The following is a 26,234-nucleotide window of genomic DNA, read 5'->3' as shown; positions in this document are numbered from 1 at the left end:
CAGTAGTCCATCTTCGAGAAGGAACGGGAAGATGTGGAGGGGGCGGCTCAGCTTCCTGCCAGGACTGAACCCAGGTCAATCACGAACCGGCCACACTCAGATCCTCCACAGAATGGAGAACGCGCCGGGGCGTCAGACCATCAGGAACGCCGCCGTCAGCAGGGCGACTCCGGCTCCGGCCATCACCCACGCCGACCGCATCCGCTGCAGCCCTCCCGCGACCACGACGGACGCCAGCAGCAACGCACCGCCCAGCGGCACCCACGCGTACAGCACCCCGGCGGGACCCGACCGCACGACCTCATCACTGCCCGGCTTGATCACGACCGTGTACGTCTGCCCCTTGCGCACGGCCACGTTCTTCTCGATGACGACCGACTTCCGCGCCCGGGAACCCTCCGAGACGGGCGTGTACGGCCCGCTGCACGTGTCCGCACCACACCGCGTCACCGCGATCGTGCCGCTTTCCCGGCCCTTGGTGAGCATCACGTGATGAGCGGTGCCCCACGACGCCCACACCCCCGCGATCAGGATCAGCACCGCGACCGTACCCATCGACGCGAACCGCCCGAACCGCAGCGCCGAGGCAGCGCCCTGACTGGAGACAACGGCAGAAGGCATGGCCGCGATCCTTGGCCATGCCCCTGCGCCCGGTCAACCTCGGCCCGACCGGGCGGGCGGACAAGTCAGGAGTTGTACGTGCTTTGCGCCCGCTCCAGCCCCTCGATCACCAGACACTCCACCGCGTCCGCCGCACGGTCCACGAAGTAGTCCAGCTCCTTGCGCTCCGCCGAACCGAAATCCTTCAGCACGAAGTCCGCGACCTGCATACGCCCCGGCGGCCGCCCGATCCCGAACCGCACCCGGTGATAGTCCGAACCCATCACCTTCGTCATCGACTTCAGCCCGTTGTGCCCGTTGTCCCCGCCACCGAGCTTCAACCGCAGGGTGCCGTAGTCGATGTCCAACTCGTCATGAACGGCGACGATATTGCCGAGCGGCACCTTGTAGAAGTCCCGCAGCGCGTTCAACGGCCCGCCGGACAGATTCATGTACGACATCGGCTTCACCAGGATCACCCGCCGGTTCAGCGGCCCCGGCGGCCCGATCCGCCCCTCGACGACCTGCGCCTGCGCCTTCCCGGCCCGCTTGAACTTCCCCCCGATCCGCTCGGCCAGCAGATCCGCCACCATGAACCCGACGTTGTGCCGGTTCATCGCGTACTCGGGTCCCGGGTTACCGAGGCCGGCAACCAGCCACGGCGCGCTCGGATCGGTCGTCACGTCCATTCTCCTTGTGATACACGCCAGCCGCTGCCCCCAGCGGGAACAGCGGCTGACGAAGCGATGACAGAGCCGAGGATCACGCCTCTGCCGGAGCCGGGGATCAGGCCTCGGCGACTTCCTCGGCCTCGGTCTCCTCGCCCTCCGGGGCCTCCTCGGCCTGCGCGGCCAGGACCTGGAGGACCACCGTGTCCTCCTCGACGGCCAGCGTGGTGCCCTTGGGCAGCTCGATGTCCTTGGCGAGGACGGAGGCGCCGGCCTCCAGGCCCTCGACGGACACGGTGAAGGACTCGGGGATGTGCGTGGCCTCGGCCTCGACCGGCAGCGCGTTCAGCACGTGCTCGAGCAGGTTGCCACCGGGGGCCAGCTCGCCCTCGGCGTGCACCGGAACCTCGACCGTGACCTTCTCGCCACGCTTGACCAGCAGCAGGTCGACGTGCTCCAGGAAGCCCTTGATCGCGTCACGCTGCACGGCCTTCGGGATCGCCAGCTCGTTGGTCTTGCCGTCGATGTCCAGGGAGATCAGGACGTTCGGCGTACGCAGCGCGAGCAGCAGGTCGTGGCCCGGCAGGGTCAGGTGCAGCGGGTCCGAGCCGTGGCCGTACAGGACGCCGGGGACCTTGGAGTCACGACGGATACGACGGGCGGCACCCTTGCCGAACTCGGTACGGGTCTCGGCGGAGATCTTGACCTCGGACATGATCACTCCTCGTAGAAAATCTGGGGCGGACGTGGTCACCCGGCCACGAACGGCCTGCTACGAAGAGCGCGTCGATAACGGACCACCGCATCCCACAACGGGAAACGGCCTCCCTCGCCGAGCAACTGAAGCAGTCTACTCGGACAGGGAGGCCGGACCCAAAAGGATCTCCAGCGGCGGGCTTACTGCTCGTCGAACAGGCTCGTCACCGAACCGTCCTCGAACACCTCACGCACCGCGCTCGCGATCGTCGGCGCGATCGACAGCACCGTCAGCTTGTCCAGATCACGGCTCAGCTCGCCCGGCGTCGGCAGGGTGTTGGTGAACACGAACTCGCCCACGCGGGAGTTCTTCAGCCGGTCCGCGGCGGGGCCGGAGAGCACGCCGTGGGTCGCCGTCACGATGACGTCCTCGGCGCCGTGCGCGAACAGGGCGTCCGCGGCGGCGCAGATGGTGCCACCGGTGTCGATCATGTCGTCGACCAGGACGCACACCCGGCCCTTGACCTCACCCACGACCTCGTGGACGGTCACCTGGTTCGCCACGTCCTTGTCGCGCCGCTTGTGCACGATGGCGAGCGGCGCACCGAGCCGGTCGCACCAGCGGTCGGCGACCCGCACGCGGCCGGCGTCCGGGGAGACGACCGTCAGCTTCTCCCGGTCCACCTTGGCGCCCACGTAGTCCGCGAGCAGCGGCAGCGCGAAGAGGTGGTCGACGGGGCCGTCGAAGAAGCCCTGGATCTGGTCCGTGTGCAGATCGACGGTGAGGATGCGGTCCGCACCGGCGGTCTTCATCAGGTCCGCGATCAGACGCGCCGAGATGGGTTCACGCCCACGGTGCTTCTTGTCCTGACGGGCGTAACCGTAGAACGGCACGATGACCGTGATGGAGCGGGCCGACGCACGCTTCAGCGCGTCGATCATGATCAGCTGCTCCATGATCCACTGGTTGATCGGAGCCGTGTGGCTCTGGATCACGAAGCAGTCCGCGCCACGCGCCGACTCCTGGTAACGGACGTAGATCTCGCCGTTCGCGAAGTCGAAGGCCTTCGTCGGGACGACCCCGACCCCCAGCTGCTGGGCGACCTCCTCGGCAAGCTCGGGGTGGGCGCGGCCGGAGAAGAACATCAACTTCTTCTCGCCGGTCGTCTTGATCCCGGTCACAGCTGTCTCCTCAGAGGTGTCTCAACTGGGTGTGCACTTATCACGGTACGCCGTGTTTGGCGCACCCGTTTCCGGTCAGTCCTCGCCCTGGACCTGCCGAGACGCCGTCTCCGCGGCCTTCGCGGCGGCGCTGCCCGGACGCTTGCGAGCCACCCAACCCTCGATATTCCGCTGCTGACCACGGGCCACGGCGAGCGAACCGGGCGGCACGTCCTTGGTGATCACGGACCCGGCGGCGGTGTACGCACCGTCCCCGATCGTGACAGGAGCCACAAACATGTTGTCCGAACCGGTACGGCAGTGCGAGCCGACGGTGGTGTGGTGTTTGTCCTGTCCGTCGTAGTTCACGAACACGCTCGCGGCACCGATGTTCGTCTGCTCGCCGATCGTCGCGTCGCCGACGTACGACAGATGCGGGATCTTGGTCCCCTCGCCGATCGAGGCGTTCTTCGTCTCGACGTACGTACCGATCTTGCCCTTCGCGCCCAGCCGGGTCCCCGGCCGCAGATACGCGTACGGCCCGACGCTCGCCTGCGCCCCCACGACTGCACCGTCGGACACGGTGTTGTCCACCCGTGCCCCGGCCCCGACCCTGGTGTCCTTCAGCCGGCTGTTGGGACCGACCTCCGCGCCCTCACCCAGGTGCGTGGCGCCCTGCAACTGCGTCCCCGGCTGGACGGTCACGTCCTGCTCGAAGGTGACGGTCACATCGATCCAGGTCGTCGCCGGGTCGATCACCGTGACGCCGGAGAGCATCGCGGCGGTCAGCAGCCGGTCGTTGAGGATCCGGCGGGCCTCGGAGAGCTGCACCCGGTTGTTGATCCCGGCGATCTCACGGTGATCTGCGGCCACGGAGGCACCCACCCGGTGACCGGCCTCGCGCAGGATGCCGAGCACGTCGGTCAGATACTCCTCGCCCTGGCTGTTGTCGGTGCGGACCTTGCCCAGCGCGTCCGCGAGCAGCTGTCCGTCGAACGCGAACACACCGGAGTTGATCTCCCGGATCGACCGCTGCGACTCGGTGGCGTCCTTGTGCTCCACGATCGCGGTCACGGCACCGGAGGCGCCGTCGCGCACGATCCGCCCGTAACCGGTCGCGTCCGGGACCTCGGCGGTCAGCACGGTGACGGCGTTGCCGTCGGCGGAGTGGGTCGCGGCGAGGTGCGTCAGCGTCGCGCCGGTGAGCAGCGGGGTGTCGCCGCACACGACGACGACGGTGCCGTCGACACCGCCGCCGAGCTCCTCCAGGGCCATACGGACGGCGTGACCGGTGCCGTTCTGCTCGGCCTGCACGGCGGTGCGCACGCCGGGGTCGATCTCGCCGAGGTGTGCGGTGACCTGCTCACGGGCGTGGCCGACCACGACGACGAGATGCTCGGGGTCCAACTCGCGCGCGGCGGCGAGCACATGCCCCACGAGGCTGCGTCCGCAGAGCTCGTGCAGGACCTTCGGTGTGGCCGACTTCATACGGGTGCCCTCACCCGCTGCGAGAACGACGACGGCTGCCGGGCGAATGGCGCTCACGGTTTGCCCTTCGGATGTGGCGGGGGTGGGGTGACATCCGCAGGATACCGGGGCGTTTCGTGGGGGATATGAGAGCGGGCCCCGACTGCGCTGTCAGCAGTCGGGGCCCGCACTGGAGTATTTGCTCCCCCGCCAGGACTCGAACCCGGACAGATGGCACCAAAAGCCACAGTGCTGCCAATTACACCACGGGGGATTGAGCATGGCTAAACCGGACATTTAGTCATGCCGCCGGGCGGCGCCTCCTACTATGCCGTACCGGACGCCTTCCGTGCGACGGTACAACTCGCCGCCCCCGGTGCGGGAAGCGGACGCCGTTCGCGTCGCCGATGTCCGCGTAACCGCCTGTCGGGCGTGGTGTGGGCCGGTCCGCGAAACTCGCCGGAAAGGCGGGGCGGGCGGCCCTTAGGCTGGAGGCATGACCACGACGGGGGAAGAGCGCGCCGAGGTCCCGCCGCCGGAGGCGGGGCCGTGGTGGTGGGACAGGGTGCGCAGCGCGGTTCTGGACGTGAGTCTGGGTGTCGTGTCCGCGCTGGAATGCGGACTGGAGGGGGTCCGGTTCGCGGGGGACGCCGGGATTCCGGTGGCCGCGGGCGTGGTGTTCGGTGTGCTGGCCGGGTCGGTGCTGGTGCTGCGGCGCCGCTGGCCGATCGCGGTCGTGCTCGTGTCGATCGCCGTACTGCCCGCCCAGATGGGGATGCTGCTGGGCATCGTCGGGCTCTACACGCTCGCCGCCTCCGAACTGCCGAGGCGGATCATCGCCTCGCTGGCCGGGATGTCGTTCGTCGGCACGCTGATCGTGATGTTCGTGTGGATGCGGCAGGGCGTGGACCGGGGGGATCTGACCTTCGGCGACTGGGTGGTTCCGTTCGCGTCGGTGACCACGGCGCTCGGTGTGACCGCGCCTCCTCTTCTTCTCGGCCTGTACGTCGGCGCGCGGCGGCGGCTCATGGAGTCGCTCCGGGAGCGGGCGGACAGTCTTGAGCGGGAGCTTCAGCTGCTGGCCGAGCGGGCGGAGGAGCGGGCCGAGTGGGCGCGCGGCGAGGAGCGGACCCGGATCGCGCGGGAGATGCACGACGTCGTCGCGCACCGGGTGAGTCTGATGGTGGTGCATGCCGCCGCGCTCCAGGCGGTCGCCCGCAAGGATCCCGAGAAGGCGGTGAAGAACGCCGCGCTGGTGGGGGACATGGGCCGGCAGGCGCTCACCGAGCTGCGGGAGATGCTCGGTGTGCTGCGCAGCGGGGCCGCCACGGCGGACCGGGCGCGGGGTGCCGCCGTGCCGCTCGCCGCGGTGGGAGCCGCGGCGGCCGCAGCGGCCGACCGGGAACTGTCCGGCGGGGAGGAGAGCACCGCGGAGGGGCCCTGTCTGTCGGAGCTGGAGGAGCTGATCGGGCAGTCGGCGGCCGCGGGCATGGTCGTGGAGCTGTCCGTGGAGGGCGAGACGCGGGAGTACGCGCCGAAGATCGAGCAGACGGCGTACCGGGTGGTGCAGGAGGCGCTGACGAACGTCCACAAGCACGCCGCGGGTGCGAAGACGCAGGTACGGCTCGCACATCGCACGTCGGAGATCGCGATGCAGGTGGAGAACGGGCCGCCGCCGGAGCCGTCGTCGGCGTCGGCCGCGCGGCTGCCGTCGGGTGGCAACGGCCTGGTGGGGATGAAGGAGCGGGTCGTCGCGCTGGGCGGGGTGTTCGTGTCCGGGCCGACGGATGCCGGGGGCTTCCGGGTGTCGGCGGTGATTCCGGCGTAGGCGCTCCGCTTGGGGGGCCGATGGGGGTGCCGCGCTGTGTCGTCGTTCGTCTGCGGCGGCGTTGGGGCTGGTCGCGCCCACGCGGCGGAGCCGCACATCGATACTGCCCCGCGCCCCTTTGGGGCGCTTCAGCCCGCTGTGAGCCGTACCGGTTCTATCCCCGCGACGAGGCCGGAGAGGGCCTGGTCGATGTCCGGGCCGAGGTACCAGTCGCCGGTGTGGTCGAGGGCGTAGACGCGGCCCTCGGAGTCGATGGCGAGGAGTGCCTCCGTGTCGGGCTCGGCGCCCAGGGGGCAGACCTCGGTGTCGAGGGCGCGGCCGAGGTCGCCGAGGGTGCGGGCCATGTGGAGGCCGTGCAGGGGGTCGAAGTGCAGGTGGGCCGGGGCGACCTGGCGGCCGGGGCCGGCGGGTGCGATGTGCAGGCCGCCGAACTCGGCCCAGGCCTCGACCGCGGCCGGGAAGACGGCATGGCGGTGACCGGCGGGTGAGGTGTGCTCGCGCAGGGTGTCCGCCCAGACTTCGGCCTGTTTGATGTCCCAGCGTCCGGGCTGCCAGCCGGCCGCGCGCAGGGCGGCGTCGACGGGGACGGGGAAGCGGGTGCTGGAGGTGCGGTCGGTGTGCATCTGCCCTTCGTTCGTCGAGTGCGCCGGTGTGCGTGGAGCGCTGTGGTGCGGGTGTGGTGGGTCAGCCGTCCGCTGCCGCCGGGTCGACGATACGGACGCCGAAGTGGGCGCTCAGGGCGGTGCAGGCGCGGCAGGGGGCGGCGAAGCTGCCGTGCAGGGGGTCGCCGTCCTCGCGGATGCGGCGGGCCGTGAGCTTGGCCTGCTTGAGGGCTTTGCGGGCTTCGCCATTGGTCATCGGTTTGCGGGCGGCGCGTTTGCTGCGAGTGGCGTCGGCGGCGGCGATATGGCGCGAGATGAGGATGGTCTCGGCGCAGCGGCCGGTGAAGCGGTCGCGTTCCCCGCTGGTCAGGGTGTCGAGGAAGTCCTGCACCAGGTGGTGCAGCTCGGGGGGCTGGTCGCCGCGGGCGGCGGTGCCGGTGAGCGTGGCGCCGCGCACGGACAGGGCGGCGGCGACGGTGGGGAGTATGCCGTCACGGCGGTGGTGGAGGGCGGGCGCGTGCACGGTTTCGGTGGCACTCCAGCCGATGCGGGGGTCGCCGGACCTCGCGGCGTGCGGCCCTGTCTGCGTCGCGTTCATGATCATCATCCCCTCCCGAGCATCCCCCGGGCATGCTCTCGGACGTCACAGAGTGCCAAATGCCGTGGCGGGTGCGGAAGCTGGGGCGACGCGACACGCCCGGGTTTGGGCGGGCTGTCACGGCAGGGTGACGGCTGGTCACGGAAGCGGAGGGGGTCGTGACCGGCGCCGGTGACCGGGATCGTGGTACCGCATAGGCTGTCGGCACCGCTTTCCATGCGGTGACGCGTGGACGCAGACGAGACAGTCGATACGTGCCGTTGTGACCGAGAGTGGTCGTGGTGGCGCGTATTCAGAACGCCGCAGGGGGCAACCGCCATGACGACAGGTCGGCTCGGGCAGCAAGCCGCGCCGCCGAACGCGGCCTACGCCGGGCAGGTCGTGCATTTCCCGGATCCGGTTCGCGCCTCCCGTCACCCGAGAGGGGTACGGGTGGACGAGCGTGGTTACCCCGACTTCTCGCCGTACGCGCGTGCGGCGGCGGAGATCGCGGAGCCGCCGGAGGGTTTCGGCGTCGACGAATTGCGGCTGACGGACTACGTGTCGGCGAACGCGGCGCTGGCGGCCACGGGGCACGAGTTGTGGGACACGGTGCCCGCGGTGGCGACGCCGCACGGCTGGACGTGGCACCACGCGGTGGGCACGCGCCGACTGGAGCTGGTTCCGGTCGAGGTGAAGGCGCTGTTGCGGCATCACGGAGGCATAGCGACCTCGGCGGTGGACCACAACAAGCGTGGGACGCGCCCGTTGCAGGAGACCCGGCCCGCGCACTTCCGGCTGCCGAAGTCGGGTGTGGCGGTGACGGAGGCGCAGGCGCTGGGGGTCGAGGAGGACCTCGGGTACCGACTCCCGGGTGCGTACCGGTCGTTCCTGAAGGCGGCGGGCGGGTGCGCGCCGGTGGGCACGGCTCTGGACGCGGAGTTGGGCCTGCTGATCGACCAGCCGCTGTTCACGGTGCGGGACGAGGCGGCGGTCAACGACCTGGTCTACGTCAACAAGTGCCTGCGCGACCACCTGACCAAGGACTACCTGGGCGTCGGGTTCGTGCAGGGCGGGCTGCTGGCCGTGAAGGTGAAGGGCGACCGGATCGGTTCGGTGTGGTTCTGCGCCTTCGACGACGCCCGGGACGTGGATCCCTCGTGGCCGCCGGCGGAGCGGGTGGAGCGTCTGCTGATGCCGTGCGGTGAGGACTTCGACGCGTTTCTGTCCCGGCTGGCCGGTTCTCCGCCGGAGTTGGAGACGGTGGCGAATCTGATGGTGGACGGTGGGTTCGCGCGTGCGGTGCCCGTCGCGGCCGCGGCTGTGGGGGAGTGAGCTTCGCGATGGTGACGTTCGCACAGGCGCAGGAGCGCGCCGAGGAGTGGATCAACGGCGACCTGCCGTCGTACCAGCATCGTGAGGTGCGGGTGCGGGAGTTCGAGCGCGGGTTCGTGGTGTGGGCCGAGGACCGTGCCGACGGGCCGCGTTCGGACGGGGGTGCGCAGCGGCTGGTGATCGCCCGGGACAGCGGGGAGGCCACGCTGTGGCCCGCGTTGCCGGTGGGTGAGGTGATCCGCCGCTACGAGGAGGAGTACGGCCGCACGGACGCGGTCCCCGAGCCCGCGCCGGCGCCTCCGGCCCGGGTGGACCTGAACCAGACGTCGTTCCTGCTGACTCCGCCGGAGTGGTTGCAGGAGGCAGCGGACCGGATCGGGACACACGGCGGCCGGGGCGGGGCGTTGGCCGCGGGTGACGGGGGCAGGGACGGTGTTGGTGGCGCCGGGGCCGTGGGTGGCGCTTCGGAGGCCGGTGCCGGGTCCGTCGGTGGTGCGTCCGTGGGTGGTGCTTCCGGTGCCGGTGGTGCGTCCGCCGGTGGTGCTGCGTCTGTTGGCGGTGCTTCCGGGGCCGGGGGGCTTGCCGAGACGTTGGGTGGGCCTCCGGCGGGGGGTGGCGGTCCGGGGTCGGACGGCGTGCCCGACGGGGCGACTCCGTGGGCCGGGACGGACACCAATGCCGATCCCGGTGAGGATCGTTCCGTGCCGTTGCCGGAGACGGTGTTCGCGCCGCCGCTGAGCGGTGACGACAGCGTGCAGTCGGACGCCCAGACGGCGTTGATGTCGGGTGGCAGCCAGCTTCCGCCCACGGCGGTGTCACCGGCGCTCGGCGATGCGAACGAGCCGGGCGGTCCGGGCGGGACGCCTCCGCCGGGTGCGACTCCTCCGCCTCCGCCGGGCGCGCCTTCGTACGGGTATCCGCAGGGTGCCGGTGGGCCGGGTACGGCGCCTGCGTCTTCGTACGGGTATCCGCAGGGTGCCGGCGGGCCGGGTACGGCGCCTGCGTCTTCGTACGGGTATCCGCAGGGTCCCGGCGGGCCGGGTACGCCGCCTCCGCCCGGTGCGCCTGCCGGTGCTGCGGGTGTGCCGCACGCTCCGGGCGCTCCCGGGGCGCCGGGGCAGCAGCCCGGGTCGAACGCCGCGGACATCGCCGATGCCGCCACGAGCAAGGCGGCGCCTCCGCGGGCGCGGGGTGGGGCGACGCCGCCTCCGCCGCCGGGCGCGCCGGGGATGCCGGGTGCGCCGGCGGGCAGTACGCCTGCGCCGCCGTCGGCTCCGGCTGCTCCGGGGACCCCGGGTAATCCGGGTGCTCCCGGCTCGTCGGGTGGCGGTTACGTGCCCACGCAGCTTGTGTCCTCGCTCGGCCCCGACGGGCCGGAGGGCGTCGCGGGTCCCTGGGCCTCGCAGGACCCCGGGGCTTCACAGGGTTCTGGGGCTTCACAGGGTTCCGGTGTTCCGAACCCGCCCGGTCCCCCGAACCCGCCCGGCCTTCCGCAGCCGCCCGGTGCTCCGGGTGCGCCCGGCATGCCCGGCGCGCCGCAGCCTCCGGGCGCCCCCAACCCGCCTGGCACGCCCGGCGGTACGCCCCCCGGCGGGGTGCACCATGCCGCCACCGTGCTGGCCGACCCGAGCCGGATGGGGGATGCGCCGCCGCCTCCCGGTGCGCCGGGGGCTTCGCAGGGTTCCGGTGTTCCCAACCCGCCCGGCCCTCCTAATCCGCCCGGCGTCCCCCACGCGCCCGGTACTCCCGGTGCTCCCGGCATGCCCGGCGCGCCCCAGCCTCCGGGTGCCCCCGGCGTCCCCGGTGCGCCAGGTGCCGCCGGCCCCGGCGTTCCCCACCCGCCCGGCGCTCCCGGCGTCCCTGGTGCGCCTGGCACCGCCGGTCCGGGTGCTCCCCAGCCGCCCGGTGCCCCCACCTCTTCCGGCGACGCGCGAGGTGCCGTGCACCACGCGGAGACCGTGCTGGCCGGACCGGCGGTCGGTGGTCCCGGCGTGCCTCCGCCGCCGCAGGCCCCCGGCGCGCCGCAGCCTCCGGGCGCTCCCGGTATGCCACCGGGCGCCCACGGCATGCCTCCGGCGGGACCGGGCATGCCGCCTCCCGGCGCTCCCGGCGCTCCCGGCGCTCCCGGCGCTCCCGGCGCTCCCGGTGCCCCTGGCATGCCTGGCGCTCCTGGCATGTCCGGCGCTCCCGGCATGGCCGGCGCCGCGCAGCCGCCCATGCCGCCGGGTGCCGTCGCGCCGCCGCCCGGTCACCCTGGCCCCGGAATGCCACCCGGCCCCGGTCAGCCGGGACCCGGGATGCCACCTGGCCCCGGTCAGGCCGTCCCCGGTCAGGCCGGCCCTGGAATGCCACCCGGCCCCGGTCAGCCGGGACCCGGAATGCCACCTGGCCCCGGTCAGGCCGCCCCCGGTCAGGCCGGCCCCGGAATGCCACCCGCCCCCGGACACCCCTCTCCCGGGATGCCACCCGGCCCCGGTCAAGCCGCCCCCGGCCAGCCCTCCTACGGGTACCCGCCGCAACCCCCCGTCGGTCAGCCGACCGTCGGCCCCGGCTATCAGGCCGTTCTGCGGTATCGCGCGCAGGACGGGTCGGAGCAGCAGTTGATCCGGCGTTCGGCGCCGGGTACGCCGCACCCGGAGTGGCAGATCTTCCATGAGCTGCGCGGCATGAACGTGCCGCCGGACCAGGTCCTGGAGCTGCACACCGAGTTGGAGTCGTGCGAGCTGCCGGGCGCGTACTGCGCGCGGATGATCCGGGAGCAGTGGCCGCAGGCACGCATCACGTCCATCGCGCCGTACGGCACCGATCACGCGAGCCGGCAGCAGGGCATGCAGCAACTACTCGCCCACCAGGGCGAGTTGCACGAGGTGGCCGACGGCCCGGCCCGGCCGGCGCCGGTGCGTGCCCCGCTGCCGCAGGTGCAGGCGGCGCCGCCGATTCCGCCGGAGGGCGTGGCGCAGGAACTGGCGGGCGCGTTCGGGCCGGGGCTCTTCCGGTTCGAGCAGGCCGCCGTGTCCCGGCAGGGCGTGCCGCCGGTCGTGGCGCACAGTCTGGTCGTCGGCGGGCTGCCGATGGACATGGGCCCGTTCTTCTGGGCACAGGCCCAGCCGGGGCGGCCCGTTCCGACGCTGGCGGAGCTGGCGCAGGAGCGCGGGGTGCAGCCGGCGTCGGACGCCGGGTCGTACCTAGTCATGGGCAGCGACTTCGGCAAGGCCGTCTGTGTGCAGTACGGCACCGCGAACATCGTCGCCGTGCCGGTGGAGGCAGGGCCGGGCGGTGCGCCCGTGCCGCCGCAGTTCGTGAACACGGGCCTGCCCGAGTTCCAGCGCTGCCTGGCGCTGCTCGGCCGGATGTGGCGGCTGCGCTTCGGCCTGAACCAGGAGCAGGCGGGCCGCTGGACCGTCGACTTCCAGGCCCAGCTCGCCGCCCTCGACCCGGCGGCGCTCGGCTCGCCGGAGAGCTGGTGGTCGGTGCTCCTTGAGCAGATGTGGGACGGCTTGCTGTGACGCCACCCGACTGTTTGTGAGGACCCTCGCCCGGCTGCCGGTGACGGCCGCCGGGCGAGGGCGCTGAAAGGGCCGGATCCCGGTGATACGACCGGGTCCGGCCCTTTCGCATGCCCGCCGCCCGCCCCCCTGCCCGCCCGCGGCCAGTCCTCCGCCCGCCCGCGGCCAGTCCTCCGCGCACCCGCGCCCGTCCTCCGCGCACCCGCGCCCGTCCTCCGCGCACCCGCCCCGCGCCCGGAGTGTCGCGTTATGAGGGCCTCCGTCTGATACCTCAAGATATGCGCTAAATCATCATTTTTGCAGTCGCTCGGCGGAGAGGGGTTCTCAGGATGAGCAGCGAACCGTGTTCGCTCCACGACTTCGTGGTCGTCAAGGGGCGTGGCTACCGTCCCGATCAGGTCGACGCCTATGTCGACGCCCTCTTCCGCGACCGGGACGCCGCCTGGGAACGGGCCGCCCGGCTCACCGTGCTGGCCAAGGAGATGGAGGCGGAGGCGGAGCGGCTGCGGGAGGAGGTGGCGCAGCTCGGCCCGCAGACGTACGAGGCCCTCGGGGAGCAGGCGCGGCGGCTGTTCGAGCTGGTGCAGAAGGAGGCCGAGGCCGTGCGGGAGAGTGCCCGGCAGGAGGCGGAGAGCCTGGTCGGCAAGGCGCAGGCGTGGGCGAAGGGGCTGCGGGACGCGGCCCAGGCGCATGCCGACGCCCTGACCGCGGAGGCCGACGCCTTCACCGAGGAGCGGTTGCTCGCGGCGCGTGCCGAGGCGGACGAGATCCGGGTCGCCGCCCGGCGCACGGTGCGTGAGGAGCGCGGCCTTGAACTCCTCGCGCTGCGCGAGCTGCGGCACCGCACCACCCGCATGCTCACCGAGCAGTCCAAGAACCACGACGAGCGGTGGGCCGTACTGAAGCAGGAGACCGAGGACAAGCTGGCCGCACAGAAGGCGGCGGAGCGGGAACGGGCGAACCGGGCGGAGGTTGCGCTGGCCGAGGCGAAGGAGAGCTTCGCCGAGGCGGACGCCACCGCTCGCAGGGTGCAGGAAGAGGCGCAGGAGCGGGCGACGGAGCTGGTCACGCAGGCCAGGCTCCAGGCCGAGGAGATCGCCCGTGAGACCGAGCAGGTGCTGCGCGAACACGGCGAGGTGTGGGACGACGTACGTACGCACATCGGCCAGATGCGCAACAGCCTGACGGCGCTCACGGGCCAGGCCGCCCAGGAGTGACCCGGGCGGCCCGTTTCCGTTTCCGGCTCAGTTCCCCCTGCGTACCGCTCCCGCCAGGATCCATCCCTCCACGGACTCGTACTGCCGTCGCTGTTCCTCGGACTCCCGGCGTCCCGACCTGACCGTGCCGAGCCAGCCGAAGAGGAATCCGGCGGGCACGGACACCAGGCCGGGCGTGGTGAACGGGAACCAGTTGAAGTCGGCCTCGGGGAAGGCCGAGACGGGTGAGCCGGAGACCAGGTTGGTCCACGGCATCAGCACCAGCACGACCGCCGTGCCGCCGATCAGGGTCCACATCAGACCGGCCCGGGTGTACCGGCGCCAGAACAGGCTGTAGACCAGGGCCGGGGCGATGGCCGAGGCGCCCAGGGTGAAGGACAGGGTCACCAGCGGTTGCAGGCTGCGGTGCTGGACCATCGTCGCCAGCACGATCGCCGGGACACCGACCCCGATCGCCGCCAGCCGTGCCAGCGCCATCTCGCGGTGCGCGGACAACTCCCGCATCCGGGTGGCGAACAGGTCGTGGGCGAGGGAGTTCGCGCAGGCGAGGATCATGCCGGCGACCGAGGCGAGCACGGTGAGGAAGATGGCCGTGGTGACCGCCGTGAACAGCAGACTCTCCGCGGTCGAGACCTCGGCGCCGAAGGCGGCCCTGGAGCCCAGCAGATAGGCCGTGTTGCCCTGCGGGTCCGCCCCGGCGATCACCTCCCGCCCGATCAGCGCCGTCGCGCCGAAGCCGACGATCGTGATCACCAGCACGAACAGCGCCACGCTCGACACCGCCCAGGACATGGACCTGCGCACCTGACGCGCGCTCGTCGCCGTGTACATGCGCATGGTGATGTGCGGCAGCACCGCGCCGCCGAGGACGACCGCGAGCTGAGAGCTGATCATGTCGACGCGGGGGTAGGGGCTGCCCGCGAACTGGAGCCCGGACTGAAGGAACGCCGGGCCCACCCCGCTGTGCTCGGCGGCCGCGTTGAACAGCGCGCCCGGGTCCCAGTCGAAGCGGTTCAGCACCATCAGGGCGACCACGGCACCCGACCCGAGCAGCATCACCAGCTTCAGGATCTGGATGAGCGCCGTGCCCTTCATCCCGCCGATGGCCGCGTAGCTGATCATCAGCACGCCGAGTCCGATGACGCAGCCGGTCTTCAGGCCGTCGCTGGAGAATCCGAGGATGAACGCCAGCAGTTGGCCGGTCCCCGCCAGCTGCACCAGCATCAGCGGCAGCAGTGCGGCCAGCGTCACCCCGCACGCCGCGATCCGCACGCCCCGCCCCGGCATCCGGCGGGCCAGCGCGTCACCCATCGTGAAGCGGCCGGCGTTGCGCAGGGGTTCGGCCAGCAGGAACATCAGCAGCATGAGTGACAGGGCCGTGCTCAGCGCCAGCACGACCCCGTCGTAGCCGCACAGCGCGACCACACCGGTGGTGCCCAGTACGGTCGCCGCGCTGATGTAGTCGCCGCCGATCGCCAGGCCGTTGCGCATGGGGGACAGCGAGCTGTAGCCCGTGTAGAACTCGTCGAGGTCGTCCCGGTCCGGGCCGGTCATCACGCACAGCAGCAGCGTGACGGTGACCACGACGCAGAACGCCACCAGCGACATCGCCTGCGCGTTTCCGCTGAAGTTCGTCATCGTCCGGACCTCCGCTGTCCCGCCTCACGCTTGGCGTCCACCGCGGCCTCCTTGCGGATACGGTCCGCGATCGGGTCGACGTAGCGCCGGGCGGTGTGTTCGTACAGGGCTATCGCCAGCCAGGTGACGGGCAGTTGCAGCAGCGCGAGCAGCAGGCCCGCGGGCAGCCCGTCGGTGACCGTGCCCGTCATGAACCCGGGCGCGAAGGCGGACAGGATCAAGAACAGCGTGAAGTACCCGAGCGCGGTCAGCGTCGCCACGCGCCGCTGCCAGCGGTAGGCGCCGCGCAGGATCCGCAGGTCGCTGTGGTGTCCGAGGGGCGGATGGTCGGAAGTCTGGTGCCGTGGAGGTGCCGGTGGCTCCGGTGGGACGGGTGGCTGCCAGGGGTAGGTGGCATACGACGGGGGTGGAGATGCCGAGGGGTGGCGAGGTGGCTGGAACCTGTCGTACGGATCGTGCGGTTCACGTGAGTTGTGCGGGTCATACGGGTTGTGCCGGTTGTACGGGTCGTACGGGGAGGACATCCCGGTGCTCCTTGCGTGGCTCGGGTCCGGCGGCGGACCGCAGGGAGATGGGGGGAGGCGAGCCACGCAGGTTACTTTGGAGTACCGCTGAGCGCGAGGGTTTCTGCAAACTGAGTGGTCGGTATGCGCTAACGATGCCGAACCGTGTCTGACCTGGGGTGTTACCCGCGTTAACTCAGACTTTTGAGGCACCCGTACGGCGACTGAGGGCGACGACAGCACTACTTCAGGTGCACCGGCGCCGGCCGCCTAATGCAGTGCAGCGACGAACGCCGTCCAGGCGGACGCGGAGAAGACGATCGCCGGTCCGGCGGGGGTCTTGCTGTCGCGGACGGGGACGTGAGTGGGGCGGGCGGCGTCGTTGACTTCGAGGCACGAGCCACTGCTGCCGCCGCTGTAGCTGGACTTGCGCCAAGCGGTCAGCGCCGAGGGGTCAGGAATGGTGTGCTCGCTGCGCTTCATGCTCGTAATCCTCCGCAACGGACTTGAGCAGGTCCAGGGATTTACGGTGCGACAAGGCATCGCCCAGCACGTGATCGTAAAGATCCTGGCACTCGCGTACCACGGAGGGAAGTTCCAGAATGCGCCCGCTGTTCACGCCTTCCGCGTACGCGATGGGTGGCAGATCCTCGAACCACATCAGGGAGAGAAAGCCCTCTTGCAGAGGGTGCGCGCCCACGGAATAGGGGAGCACATGCACGCGGATGCGGCGGCTCTCCCCCAACTCCGCGATGTGCCGAAGCTGTTCGTACATCACGGCGGGGCTGCCCACGACCCGTCTCAGCACTGCCTCGTCGAGAAGCACCCAGATCTCGGGTGAGTGGAAATCGTCGAGGATACAGGCACGTTCGAGGCGAGTGGCCAGGAGCTTGTCGCGTTCCTCGTCGCACTTGCGCGGGAAGCTGCAGCTGAGCACCTCGTACGCGTAGGGACGCGTCTGCAGGATGCCGGGTACGAGGCTGGGAGCGTACTCCTTGATCACCGTCGCCCTGCTTTCGAACTCCAGCGCTTGCTTGAAGTGCTCTGCCACCTCCTTCCCGTCCAGCGTCGGCAAGAAGTTCTCGAAGAACCCGGTTGCCCCCAACACCTGATCCAACCTCCGCGCATCATCCGGATCCGGTCGCCGCCTCCCCGCCTCGATGTGCGCGATGTGCGTGCGCGACATCACCGCACGCTGGCTCAGCTGCTCCTGGGTGAGGCCCGCTGCCTCGCGTCGCCGCTTCAGTTCGGCGCCGTACTGCTCCCGCGAACGCGGATTGTCCTCGATGGCCACCCCTGCAACTCCCCTCCGTGCGGACTCCGTTGTCACGCTGAGCCACCTTCCGAGCGTACCCAGGGTGACGCCACTGTGTGCATGCAACGGCACGGAAAGTGAAAGGCGTGGGCGTGGAACAAGCTGAGCAGGAGAAAGACCCGTTCGACGAGATGGCCGTTCCCTTTCTCACCCTCCGGGTCTCCCGGGACAGCGGGCGGACCTGGGGACCCACAGTGACGTATCAGCCTTCTCGGAAGGACACGCCCTTCGACCTCGCCGGCCGGTTCCCGCCCTGTCAGTGCCCGAGGTGCTCGCGCCGGTAGCGGATGCCGGGCAGGCCGCCGACCGTCGTCTCACCGACCGCGACGAACCCGTTCCGTTCCAGGACGGTCCGGGACCCGACGTTGTCCAGCGTGGTGACCGCGACCAGGGACGTCAGCCCGTACGCCGTGGCGGACATCCGGCACATCTCCCGGACCGCCGCCGTGGCGACACCCTTGCCTGCCGTGAACTCGCCGACCCGGTAGCCGAGTTCGGCCGAGCCGCCCTCGACGTCCATCAGGTTGATCCGGCCGACCAGGCGCCCCTCGTCGTCCAGTACGACGTGGAAGTGGCAGATCCCGGCGTCCTGTTCGGCCAGCAGCGCCTTGTGCCTGGCCGCGAATCCCGCGGGCGTGAAGTACTCGTCGCCGCGGTCCGGCACCGTACGGGCGAAGTACGCGCGGTTCGCGTGCTCGAAGGCGAGCAGGGCGTCCGCGTGGTCGGCGCGCAGGCGTTCCAGGGTCGGCATGGGGACAGCGTAGGTGAGGCCGTCAGGGGTCCGTCCGACTGGGGAAGGACGCTCGTACCGCCACGCGGCACCCCTGGCCTACGTCCGCCGGGCGACGCCAGGTCAGGGGTCCGCGGCCTAGCCTCCTCGGCATGAACCGATCAACGAAAAGGCCGCGCTTATCGGCGCTGGCGGCGGCCGTCGTGCTCGTACTCGGACCCGCCCTGGCCCTTCCCGTCGTCGGCGCGGGCGCCGCCTCCGCCGCGCCCGTGTCCACCTCCTCCTCCACCACCGCCTCGGCCCAACTGCCCCGCCCCACCGGCCCGCACGCCGTCGGCCGCCGCACCCTTCACCTCGTGGACCGCGACCGGCCCGACCCCTGGGTGCCCTCCGCCGGGCCCCGGCAGCTGATGGTGTCCATGTACTACCCGGCGCGCCCCGGCACCGGCGGACCGACCGCGCCCTATATGACCACCGAAGAGGCCCGTCAGCTCCTTGAGTTGCGGGCGCCCGACGCCACCGTCCCGCCGGAGGTGCTCAGCGGTGTCCGTACCTGGGCGCACACCGACGCCCGCCCCGCGCACGGCCGGTTCCCGCTCGTCGTGCTCTCGCCCGGGTTCAGCTTCCCGCGCTCCACGCTCACCGGACTCGCCGAGGATCTGGCCAGTCGCGGGTATGTCGTCGCGCTGGTCGACCATCCGTACGAGAACGCCGGCACGACCCTTCCCGACGGGCAGACCCTGCCCTGCGCTATCTGCGACGAGTTCTCCACCATCGGCGGTGATGCCGTCGCCGAGAGCCGGGCACAGGACGTCTCCTTCGTGCTGGACCGGCTGACCGGGCGCGATGCCGGGCGGCATCCGGCGTGGCGGTACGCGCGCGTGATCGACGCGAAGCGCATCGGCATGGCCGGGCACTCCATCGGCGGCAACGCGGCCGCCGCGACGATGGCCGGCGACGCGCGCGTGCGGGCAGGCGTGAACATGGACGGCACCTTCTTCTCCAAGGTCCCCGCCGGCGGCCTCGACGGGCGGCCCTTCATGATGTTCGGAGCCGGGAACCGGCCGCCGGCCGACAAGACCTGGGACGAGACCTGGGCCGAACTGGACGGCTGGAAACGCTGGTTGTCCGTCACCGGTTCCGACCACGGCTCCTTCACGGACGTACCACTCCTCGCGGGACTGGCCGGGATACCGGACGCCTCCCCGCTGCCCTACGAGCGTTCGCTCGCCCTCACGCGCGCGTACGTCGCCGCCTTCTTCGACCTGCATCTGAAGGGCGCCCCGCAACCGCTGCTCGACGGGCCGTCCCCGGACAAGCCCGAGGTCAGCGTCCGTCTTCCGTGACGGCGTCCTTGACGGCGCCGAGGGTGACCTGGTCCGCGTCCTGATCGTCGGCCTCGTCGGCTTCCTTGAGGACCGGGAACCGCCTCGGCGCCAGCAGCAACAGCACCAGGAAGGCCAGCGCCGCCGCGCAGGACGCCCCCAGATACACGGCGTGCACCGCGTCGGCGATGGCCCTCCTGGTGGCCTCCGGTGCCGTGCCGCCGGAGTCCAGGGCACGGGTCACCGAGTCCAGGTCGTTCGCCCCGCCGAGCCGGGACGCCAGCACGCCGTTGGCCACCGCGCCGAACAGTGCCGCGCCCACCGTCTGGCCCGTCTGCCGGCAGAACAGCACCGACGCCGTGGTCGTGCCCCGCTCCGACCAGCCGACCGTCGACTGCACACCCACGATCAGCGGCAGTTGGAACAGCCCCAGCGCCGCGCCCAGCAGCAGCATCAGCAGCGTGGGCTGCCACGCTGCCCCGGGATACGGCAGGAACAGGAACGCCAGCAGGATCAGCGAGGCCGTACCGATGCCCAGCATCGCCGTGTTGCGGAAACCGATCCTGCGGTACACGTGCTGGCTCAGCGCCGCCGACACCGGCCAGCTCAGCGTCCATACCGACAGCACGAACCCGGCCGCCACCGGGGCCAGGCCCAGCACCGCCTGCGCGTAGGTGGGCAGGAACACCGTCGGCGCCACCATCAGCAGACCCAGCGCGCCGAGCGCCAGGTTCACCGCCGCGATCGTCCGGCGCCGCCACACCCACCCGGGGATGATCGGCTCGGCCGCCCGGCGCTCCACCAGCACCACGACCACCACCAGCGCGAGTCCCGTACCGAACAGGGCGATCGACGGCCCCGACAGCCACGGCCAGGCCACCCCGCCCTGCACCAGCGCCGTGAGCAGCACGCCCCCGCACGCGAACACCGCCAGCGCGCCCGCCCAGTCGACACGCGCGCGCGTGCCCGTCCCCGCCCGCTCCGGCTCGTGCAGATGGCGGGCGATCAGCCACAACGCCACCGCCCCGATCGGCAGGTTGATGAGGAAGATCCAGCGCCAGTCCGCATACGCCGCCAGGACACCGCCCAACCCCGGTCCGGCCACCGCCGACAGCGCCCACACCGTCGACAGCTTGGACTGGATCTTCGGGCGCTCCTTGAGCGGATACAGGTCGGCGGCCAGCGTCTGGACCGTGCCCTGAAGGGCCCCGCCGCCCAGTCCCTGCACGATCCGGAACGCGATCAGCGCCGCCATGTTCCAGGCCACCGCGCACAGCAGCGACCCCAGCAGGAACACGGCCGCGCCCGCGATCAGCACCGGCTTGCGGCCGAAGGTGTCGGAGAGCTTGCCGTAGACGGGCAGGGTCACCGTCACCGCGAGCAGATATCCCGAGAACAGCCAGGAGAAGACGGAGAAGCCGCCGAGGTCGCCGACGATCTGCGGTACGGCCGTGGAGACGATGGTGGCGTCGAGCGCGGCCAGCGCCATCGCGAGCATCAGGGCCGCGACCACGGCCCCGCGCCTGTCGGTTCCGGCGCGCGGTGCGGTGTCGGGTATCGCAGGTCTCGAACGGCCCACCGGGTTCCTCTCGTGATGTTTTCCCCTTGCACCTATCTGCCGCGGAACAGCTTCCCACTTGACCCTGACGCGGCGGGAGGGTGGAGGCTCGATGAGCCGAAGGGTGGAGACAACCCCGACGCGCGCTCCGTCGAAGGGTGGACAGCCCCTAGGGGGACCTCCGCATCAGGTCTCGGGGAGGGTTGGTACCGGCGGAGGACGAGACGGTGCGGCTGTCGTCCTTAACCTGGCTTTACGCCGCTGGGGGGCGGCTCACCGAACCATCGGGGGTGGGGTTTTCCCCCCGCACAAGAGGGGGCTGGGCACCAGCGCGCCGGACCCTCTCCCGCCACGAGACTGAACGCCGTAACAAGTTCTCGTGATTCACCCGCTGACCGACTTACACCTCATAGGAGATATACCGTGACATCGGCTGTGACCATTCCCAGGCACGGGGGTACTGGAGGGCGTACGGCCGTTGCCGCACGGGCGCGACAGGTCGTCAAGGCATACGGGTTGGGGGAGACCCGAGTCGTCGCGCTCGACCACGTCGACGTGGACATCGCGCGGGGCCAGTTCACCGCGATCATGGGTCCCTCGGGATCCGGCAAGTCCACCCTCATGCACTGCCTCGCCGGGCTCGACACCGTCAGCAGCGGCCAGATCTACCTCGACGAGACCGAGATCACCGGGCTGAAGGACAAGAAGCTCACACAGCTGCGCCGGGACCGGATCGGCTTCATCTTCCAGGCGTTCAACCTGCTGCCCACGCTCAACGCCATCGAGAACATCACGCTGCCCATGGACATCGCGGGCCGCAAGCCCGACCGGGCCTGGCTCGGCCGCGTCGTCGACACCGTGGGGCTGTCCGACCGGCTCAAGCACCGGCCGACCCAGCTCTCCGGCGGTCAGCAGCAGCGCGTCGCCGTCGCCCGTGCCCTGGCCGCCCGCCCGGAGATCATCTTCGGCGACGAGCCGACCGGAAACCTCGACTCCCGCGCCGGCGCCGAAGTCCTCGGCTTCCTGCGCCGGTCCGTCGACGAGCTCGGGCAGACCATCGTGATGGTCACCCACGACCCGGTCGCCGCCTCGTACGCGGACCGCGTGCTGTACCTCGCCGACGGACGCATCGTCGACGAGATGTACAAGCCGACCGCCGACGCCGTCCTGGACCGCATGAAGGACTTCGACGCCCGGGGGCGTACGTCATGACCGTCCTGAAGACCTCGATGCGCAACTTCTTCGCGCACAAGGGGCGGATGGCCCTGTCGGCCGTGGCCGTGCTGCTGTCGGTGGCCTTCGTCTCGGGGACCCTGGTGTTCACCGACACGATGAACACCACCTTCGACAAGCTCTTCGCCGTCACCTCCTCCGACGTCACCGTCAGCCCCAAGGAGGCGAAGGACGAGGACGACGGCGGCGGCACCGGCAAGCCCGCCTCGCTGCCCGCCTCGGCCGTCCAGAAGGTCGCGGCCGTCGACGGCGTCGAGAAGGCGGAGGGCGCGGTCGCCTCGATGAGCGTGACCGTCGTCAACTCCGAGAACAAGAACATGGGTTCCTCCACCGGCGCGCCCACCTTCGCCGGCAACTGGACCGAGAACGACAAGAAGTCCATGGAGATCACCTCCGGGCACGCCCCGCGCGGGCCCACCGAGGTCATGGTCGACGCGGACACCGCCGACAAGCACGACCTGAAGCTCGGTGACGAACTGCGCACCATCGCCGCCACCGGCGACATCCGCGCGCGGATCGTCGGCATCGCCTCCTGGAAGGTGACCAACCCGGGCGCGGCCGTCGTCTACTTCGACACCGAGACCGCCCAGCGCACCCTGCTCGGTGCGACCGGCCGCTTCACGCAGGTGTCCGTCACCGCGGCGGCGGGCGTGAGCGACGCACAGCTCAAGCGGAACGTCGCCGAGGCACTGGACGGCTCCTCGACCGGTACGGCCGACGCGTACAAGGTCCAGACGGCCAAGGAGACCGCCGACGAGAACCGCAAGGACGTCGGCGCGTTCATGGACGTCATCAAGTACGCCATGCTCGGCTTCGCCGGGATCGCGTTCCTGGTCGGCATCTTCCTGATCATCAACACCTTCTCGATGCTGGTCGCCCAGCGCACCCGGGAGATCGGCCTGATGCGGGCCATCGGCTCCTCCCGCCGGCAGGTTAACCGGTCCGTGCTGGTCGAGGCGCTGCTGCTCGGCTTCATCGGCTCCGTCCTGGGCGTGGCCGCCGGTGTCGGCATCGCGGTCGGCCTGATGAAGCTCATGTCGATGGCCGGCATGAACCTCTCCACCGACGACCTCACGGTGAAGGTGACGACCCCGGTCGTCGGTCTGATCCTCGGCGTCGTGGTGACGGTGCTCGCCGCCTACCTGCCCGCCCGCCGCGCGGGCAAGGTCTCCCCGATGGCCGCCCTGCGCGACGCCGGTACGCCGGCCGACGGCAAGGCCGGCTGGATACGTGGCCTGGTCGGACTGGTGCTGACCGGCGCGGGCGCCTTCGCCCTCTACGCCGCGGCCACCGCCGACAAGGCGAGCGACGGCGCGCTGATGCTGGGCGGCGGTGTGGTGCTGTCCCTGATCGGCTTCGTCGTCATCGGCCCGCTCCTCGCGGGTGCGGTGGTCCGGGTGATCAGCGCGGTCCTGCTGCGCGCCTTCGGGCCCGTCGGCCGTATGGCCGAGCGCAACGCCCTGCGCAACCCGCGCCGTACCGGTGCCACGGGCGCCGCCCTGATGATCGGCCTCGCGCTGGTGGCCTGTCTGTCCGTCGTCGGCTCCTCGATGGTCGCCTCGGCGACGAGCGAGCTGGACAAGTCGGTGGGCGCGGACTTCATCATCATGAGCCAGCAGCAGCCGATCGTGCCGCAGGCCGAGAAGGCCATGCAGCAGACGCCGGGCCTCGCCCACGTCACCCGTTACAAGGACGTCGACGCCACCCTGACCTCGCCGGACGGCAAGACCGACGACACCGGGATCACGGCCGCCGACCCCACGTACGCCGAGGACCTGCGCCGCACCACCACGCAGGGCACCCTCTCCGCGGCCTACGGCAAGGACGCCATGTCGGTCGGCTCCGACTACGCCAAGAAGCACGGCGTGCGCGTCGGCGACACCATCTCCGTCGCCTTCAAGGGCGGCGAGACGGCGAAGCTGAAGGTCGCGGCCATCACGGACGACGACACCTCCATCGACCAGGGCGCCCGCTACACGAGCATCGAGACCCTGTCGAAGTACCTGCCCGCCGACCGGACTCCGCAGAGCGTGATGATGTTCGGCAAGGCGAAGGACGGCCAGGAGGAGACGGCGTACGCCGCCCTGAAGACATCGCTCGACTCCTACCCTCAGTACCAGGTCCGCGACCAGACCGACTACAAGCAGGAGTTGAAGGACCAGGTCGGCCAGCTCCTGAACATGGTCTACGGCCTGCTGGCCCTGGCGATCATCGTGGCGGTCCTGGGCGTGGTGAACACCCTGGCCCTGTCGGTGGTCGAGCGGACGAGGGAGATCGGTCTGCTGCGCGCGATCGGCCTCTCCCGCCGCCAGCTGCGCCGCATGATCCGCATGGAGTCGGTGGTCATCGCCCTCTTCGGCGCCCTGCTGGGCCTGGGACTGGGCATGGGCTGGGGCGCGACGGCCCAGAAGCTGCTGGCTCTGGAGGGCCTGAACGTCCTCGAGATCCCGTGGCCGACGATCATCGCGGTCTTCATCGGCTCGGCCTTCGTGGGCCTGTTCGCGGCCCTGGTGCCGGCGTTCAGGGCGGGCCGGATGAACGTACTGAACGCGATCGCGACGGAGTAGCAGTCGAGTCGCCACTCGGTCGAGTCACCACTCGGTCGAGTCGCTACTTGGTCGAGTCGCTACTTGGTCGAGTCGCCACTTAATGGCCACCGCACACGGGGGTTGCGGGGGACGGGCCCGGTCCGGAAGGCGCTGCCACCTTCCGGACCGGGCCCGGTCACGTCTGCTGGGCGGCCGTGCTCAGCCCGCGGGCTGCCGCTCCAGGAGTACGACTCCGTAGGCGGTGCCCTTGGTGGTGTACCGGGCGTCGGGGTGCAGGGTCCGGGCGTACGCCTCGACGTCGCGGTGGCGCTTGCGGGAGTTGTCCAGGGCGATGAAGTCGGGTTCGACGCCGCGGGTGTTGCTGATCCAGAAGACCCGGCAGCGCGAGGTGAGCCGGCTGATCGGCGCGATGTTCGCCTCGACGGAGGCGCCGTCGGGAACCTCGGCGAGCAGACGCTCTATCGCGCTCACGCGCGCGGGCTTGCGGTAGATCTCGCTCTCGGTGAGTGCGGCCAGCGGCAGCGAGGTCGTCAGCGCGAGCGAGGCGGCGGCGACGGCGGCGGGCAGGTGGCGGCCGTACGAACGCAGCCACGCGCGCGTGCTGTCACGGGTGATCACGAGGGCGTCGATGAGCGCGAAGGTGACGACCGGCATCAGGACGGCGCTGTAGTGCCAGTCGGTGCCCCAGTACTGCGGATAGGCGGAGACGAAACGCCAGCCGAGCGTGGGCAGGGCGACGAGCAGCACCGGGGAGCGCAGGGCGAGCAGTCCGGTGGTGGGTATCAGGAGCCAGGCGAGCGTACGGAGCTTGGTGTCGAGCCCGTCGAAGGGACCGCCGCCGCCCGACTCGCTGACCTTGTTCCAGTAGTCGTAGCTGCCGGCGGAGTTGAAGCTCGGTATCACCACCAGCAGGGTCAGCGCGAGGGCCGCCGCGCCGAACACGGCGACGCCGAGCGCCCACCGGGTCGCGCGCGGCGACTCCTGCCGGGCCCGCCAGGCGACGACCAGCGCGACAGCCGTGACCGTGAAGCCCAGGTCCTCCTTGACGAGGACCAGCGGAAGCGCCCAGAGCAGAGCGGCCCGCCACCGCCGGGCGAGGAGCGCTTCGAGGCTGAAGGCGATCAGCGGTACGGCGAAGCAGATCTCGTGGAAGTCGAAGTCGACGGCCTGCTGGAGCCCCCACGACAGCCCGTAGGCGACACCGATCGCGAGCCCCCGCCGGCGTCCGAGCAGCCGTGCCGCGGCCCGCGTGACGGGGACCACGGAGAGCGCGAAGAGCGCCGCCTGTGCCACGAGCAGGGTGACCGACGAGGGGAAGATCCGGTACACGGGCGCCAGCAGCACGGTCACCGGGCTGAAGTGATCCCCCAGAATGTTGAACCCGGGCCCCTTCAGGTCGGCGATCGGCGCCTGGAGATGCGCGTACGACCGTATGACCTGCTCGAATATCCCCAGATCCCACGACTTCTGCCCCAGATGCCGATAACGCCCCACGGAGACGACCGCATACCCGACGAACAGGGCGACGGCCAACAGCCAAGGGTCCTGCCGTCCCGGTCCGGGGCGGCTCTGCCCCGGCTCCCGCGGGCTGCTCGGAGCCGGTATGTGAGGGTCCGGGGACGCGTCGGGCGTGGTGGAGGCGGCGGGGGTGGGCATGGGGGGACCTTACGCGGTGCGGACTTTTCGCCGTCGTTCAGGTTCTTTCAGCCCGTCTGGTGTGTGACGT

21 protein-coding genes and 1 tRNA gene are annotated in these 26,234 nt (G+C 71.0%); 7 read left to right on the top strand and 15 right to left on the bottom strand.

Going from position 1 to position 26,234, the window contains the following annotated elements:
* Positions 1 to 132: 132 nt before the first annotated feature.
* The 6 genes from ACFPQ9_RS28095 to ACFPQ9_RS28070 all read right to left on the bottom strand — a co-directional run bounded on the left by ACFPQ9_RS28095 (position 133) and on the right by ACFPQ9_RS28070 (position 4,866).
* A complete protein-coding gene (locus tag ACFPQ9_RS28095) occupies positions 133 to 621 on the bottom strand; it encodes a hypothetical protein (RefSeq protein ID WP_380859093.1) in 489 nt (162 codons plus the stop codon).
* A gap of 65 nt (positions 622 to 686) precedes the next feature.
* Positions 687 to 1,289 carry an aminoacyl-tRNA hydrolase gene (gene pth, locus ACFPQ9_RS28090; RefSeq protein WP_380859090.1) on the bottom strand — a complete coding sequence of 201 codons (603 nt, stop codon included), beginning with the start codon at positions 1,287 to 1,289 and terminating at the stop codon, positions 687 to 689.
* Between the two features lie 97 nt (positions 1,290 to 1,386).
* Positions 1,387 to 1,983, bottom strand: a complete 597-nt coding sequence (locus ACFPQ9_RS28085) for a 50S ribosomal protein L25/general stress protein Ctc (protein ID WP_380859087.1) — start codon at positions 1,981 to 1,983, stop codon at positions 1,387 to 1,389.
* A 182-nt stretch (positions 1,984 to 2,165) separates the two neighbouring features.
* Complete coding sequence (locus ACFPQ9_RS28080) at positions 2,166 to 3,146, bottom strand: ribose-phosphate diphosphokinase (protein WP_380859084.1); 981 nt, start codon at positions 3,144 to 3,146, stop codon at positions 2,166 to 2,168.
* A gap of 75 nt (positions 3,147 to 3,221) precedes the next feature.
* Positions 3,222 to 4,670, bottom strand: a complete 1,449-nt coding sequence (gene glmU / locus ACFPQ9_RS28075) for a bifunctional UDP-N-acetylglucosamine diphosphorylase/glucosamine-1-phosphate N-acetyltransferase GlmU (RefSeq protein ID WP_380859081.1) — start codon at positions 4,668 to 4,670, stop codon at positions 3,222 to 3,224.
* 124 nt (positions 4,671 to 4,794) lie between these two features.
* A tRNA-Gln gene (locus tag ACFPQ9_RS28070) sits at positions 4,795 to 4,866 on the bottom strand.
* Positions 4,867 to 5,088: 222 nt separating this feature from the next.
* Here ACFPQ9_RS28070 and ACFPQ9_RS28065 point away from each other — a divergent pair.
* On the top strand, positions 5,089 to 6,420 hold the full coding sequence (locus ACFPQ9_RS28065) for a sensor histidine kinase (protein WP_380859078.1): 1,332 nt from the start codon (positions 5,089 to 5,091) through the stop codon (positions 6,418 to 6,420).
* 128 nt (positions 6,421 to 6,548) lie between these two features.
* Here the strand turns inward: ACFPQ9_RS28065 and ACFPQ9_RS28060 are convergent, their stop codons facing one another.
* Complete coding sequence (locus ACFPQ9_RS28060; protein ID WP_380859075.1) at positions 6,549 to 7,043, bottom strand: SUKH-3 domain-containing protein; 495 nt, start codon at positions 7,041 to 7,043, stop codon at positions 6,549 to 6,551.
* Between the two features lie 61 nt (positions 7,044 to 7,104).
* Positions 7,105 to 7,629 carry a YwqJ-related putative deaminase gene (locus ACFPQ9_RS28055; RefSeq protein ID WP_380859072.1) on the bottom strand — a complete coding sequence of 175 codons (525 nt, stop codon included), beginning with the start codon at positions 7,627 to 7,629 and terminating at the stop codon, positions 7,105 to 7,107.
* A 309-nt stretch (positions 7,630 to 7,938) separates the two neighbouring features.
* Between ACFPQ9_RS28055 and ACFPQ9_RS28050 the strand changes: the two genes are divergently transcribed.
* The 3 genes from ACFPQ9_RS28050 to ACFPQ9_RS28040 all read left to right on the top strand — a co-directional run bounded on the left by ACFPQ9_RS28050 (position 7,939) and on the right by ACFPQ9_RS28040 (position 13,657).
* A complete protein-coding gene (locus tag ACFPQ9_RS28050; protein ID WP_380859069.1) occupies positions 7,939 to 8,934 on the top strand; it encodes an SMI1/KNR4 family protein in 996 nt (331 codons plus the stop codon).
* An 8-nt stretch (positions 8,935 to 8,942) separates the two neighbouring features.
* Entirely contained in the window at positions 8,943 to 12,440 is a 3,498-nt protein-coding gene (locus tag ACFPQ9_RS28045) for an SUKH-4 family immunity protein (protein WP_380859066.1), read from the top strand.
* Positions 12,441 to 12,769: 329 nt separating this feature from the next.
* Positions 12,770 to 13,657 carry a coiled-coil domain-containing protein gene (locus ACFPQ9_RS28040; RefSeq protein ID WP_380859063.1) on the top strand — a complete coding sequence of 296 codons (888 nt, stop codon included), beginning with the start codon at positions 12,770 to 12,772 and terminating at the stop codon, positions 13,655 to 13,657.
* Positions 13,658 to 13,684: 27 nt separating this feature from the next.
* Here ACFPQ9_RS28040 and ACFPQ9_RS28035 read toward each other — a convergent pair whose 3' ends face one another.
* From ACFPQ9_RS28035 to ACFPQ9_RS28015, 5 genes are all read right to left on the bottom strand, one after another.
* Positions 13,685 to 15,295 carry a sodium/solute symporter gene (locus ACFPQ9_RS28035; RefSeq protein WP_380859060.1) on the bottom strand — a complete coding sequence of 537 codons (1,611 nt, stop codon included), beginning with the start codon at positions 15,293 to 15,295 and terminating at the stop codon, positions 13,685 to 13,687.
* Positions 15,292 to 15,819, bottom strand: a complete 528-nt coding sequence (locus tag ACFPQ9_RS28030; RefSeq protein WP_380859057.1) for a DUF485 domain-containing protein — start codon at positions 15,817 to 15,819, stop codon at positions 15,292 to 15,294. The genes ACFPQ9_RS28035 and ACFPQ9_RS28030 overlap by 4 nt, the downstream gene beginning before the upstream one ends.
* 249 nt (positions 15,820 to 16,068) lie before the next feature.
* Complete coding sequence (locus tag ACFPQ9_RS28025; RefSeq protein WP_380859054.1) at positions 16,069 to 16,281, bottom strand: DUF397 domain-containing protein; 213 nt, start codon at positions 16,279 to 16,281, stop codon at positions 16,069 to 16,071.
* Positions 16,253 to 17,092 (bottom strand): helix-turn-helix domain-containing protein, encoded by an 840-nt coding sequence (locus tag ACFPQ9_RS28020; protein WP_380859051.1) that lies wholly within the window; start codon positions 17,090 to 17,092, stop codon positions 16,253 to 16,255. The genes ACFPQ9_RS28025 and ACFPQ9_RS28020 overlap by 29 nt, the downstream gene beginning before the upstream one ends.
* A 277-nt stretch (positions 17,093 to 17,369) precedes the next feature.
* Positions 17,370 to 17,864: a GNAT family N-acetyltransferase gene (locus ACFPQ9_RS28015; RefSeq protein ID WP_380859048.1), complete on the bottom strand. Its 495-nt coding sequence runs from the start codon at positions 17,862 to 17,864 to the stop codon at positions 17,370 to 17,372.
* A 131-nt stretch (positions 17,865 to 17,995) separates the two neighbouring features.
* Here ACFPQ9_RS28015 and ACFPQ9_RS28010 point away from each other — a divergent pair, with 131 nt between their 5' ends.
* Positions 17,996 to 19,189 carry an alpha/beta hydrolase family protein gene (locus ACFPQ9_RS28010; RefSeq protein WP_380859045.1) on the top strand — a complete coding sequence of 398 codons (1,194 nt, stop codon included), beginning with the start codon at positions 17,996 to 17,998 and terminating at the stop codon, positions 19,187 to 19,189.
* Here ACFPQ9_RS28010 and ACFPQ9_RS28005 read toward each other — a convergent pair.
* Positions 19,170 to 20,666 carry an MFS transporter gene (locus tag ACFPQ9_RS28005; RefSeq protein ID WP_380859481.1) on the bottom strand — a complete coding sequence of 499 codons (1,497 nt, stop codon included), beginning with the start codon at positions 20,664 to 20,666 and terminating at the stop codon, positions 19,170 to 19,172. The two genes, ACFPQ9_RS28010 and ACFPQ9_RS28005, sit on opposite strands and share 20 nt — an antisense overlap.
* Positions 20,667 to 21,149: 483 nt before the next feature.
* On the opposite strand from ACFPQ9_RS28005, the gene ACFPQ9_RS28000 reads away from it, so the two are divergent.
* Positions 21,150 to 21,938: an ABC transporter ATP-binding protein gene (locus ACFPQ9_RS28000; RefSeq protein WP_380859042.1), complete on the top strand. Its 789-nt coding sequence runs from the start codon at positions 21,150 to 21,152 to the stop codon at positions 21,936 to 21,938.
* Positions 21,935 to 24,526 (top strand): ABC transporter permease, encoded by a 2,592-nt coding sequence (locus tag ACFPQ9_RS27995; RefSeq protein ID WP_380859039.1) that lies wholly within the window; start codon positions 21,935 to 21,937, stop codon positions 24,524 to 24,526. The genes ACFPQ9_RS28000 and ACFPQ9_RS27995 overlap by 4 nt, the downstream gene beginning before the upstream one ends.
* Positions 24,527 to 24,706: 180 nt before the next feature.
* Here ACFPQ9_RS27995 and ACFPQ9_RS27990 read toward each other — a convergent pair whose 3' ends face one another.
* Positions 24,707 to 26,164, bottom strand: coding sequence for a DUF2079 domain-containing protein (locus tag ACFPQ9_RS27990; RefSeq protein WP_380859036.1), 1,458 nt, complete (start codon positions 26,162 to 26,164; stop codon positions 24,707 to 24,709).
* Positions 26,165 to 26,234 lie beyond the last annotated feature (70 nt).

Source organism: Streptomyces coerulescens (assembly GCF_042657965.1).
GTDB lineage: Bacteria > Actinomycetota > Actinomycetes > Streptomycetales > Streptomycetaceae > Streptomyces > Streptomyces coerulescens.
This window is presented reverse-complemented; position numbering and strand designations above follow the sequence as displayed.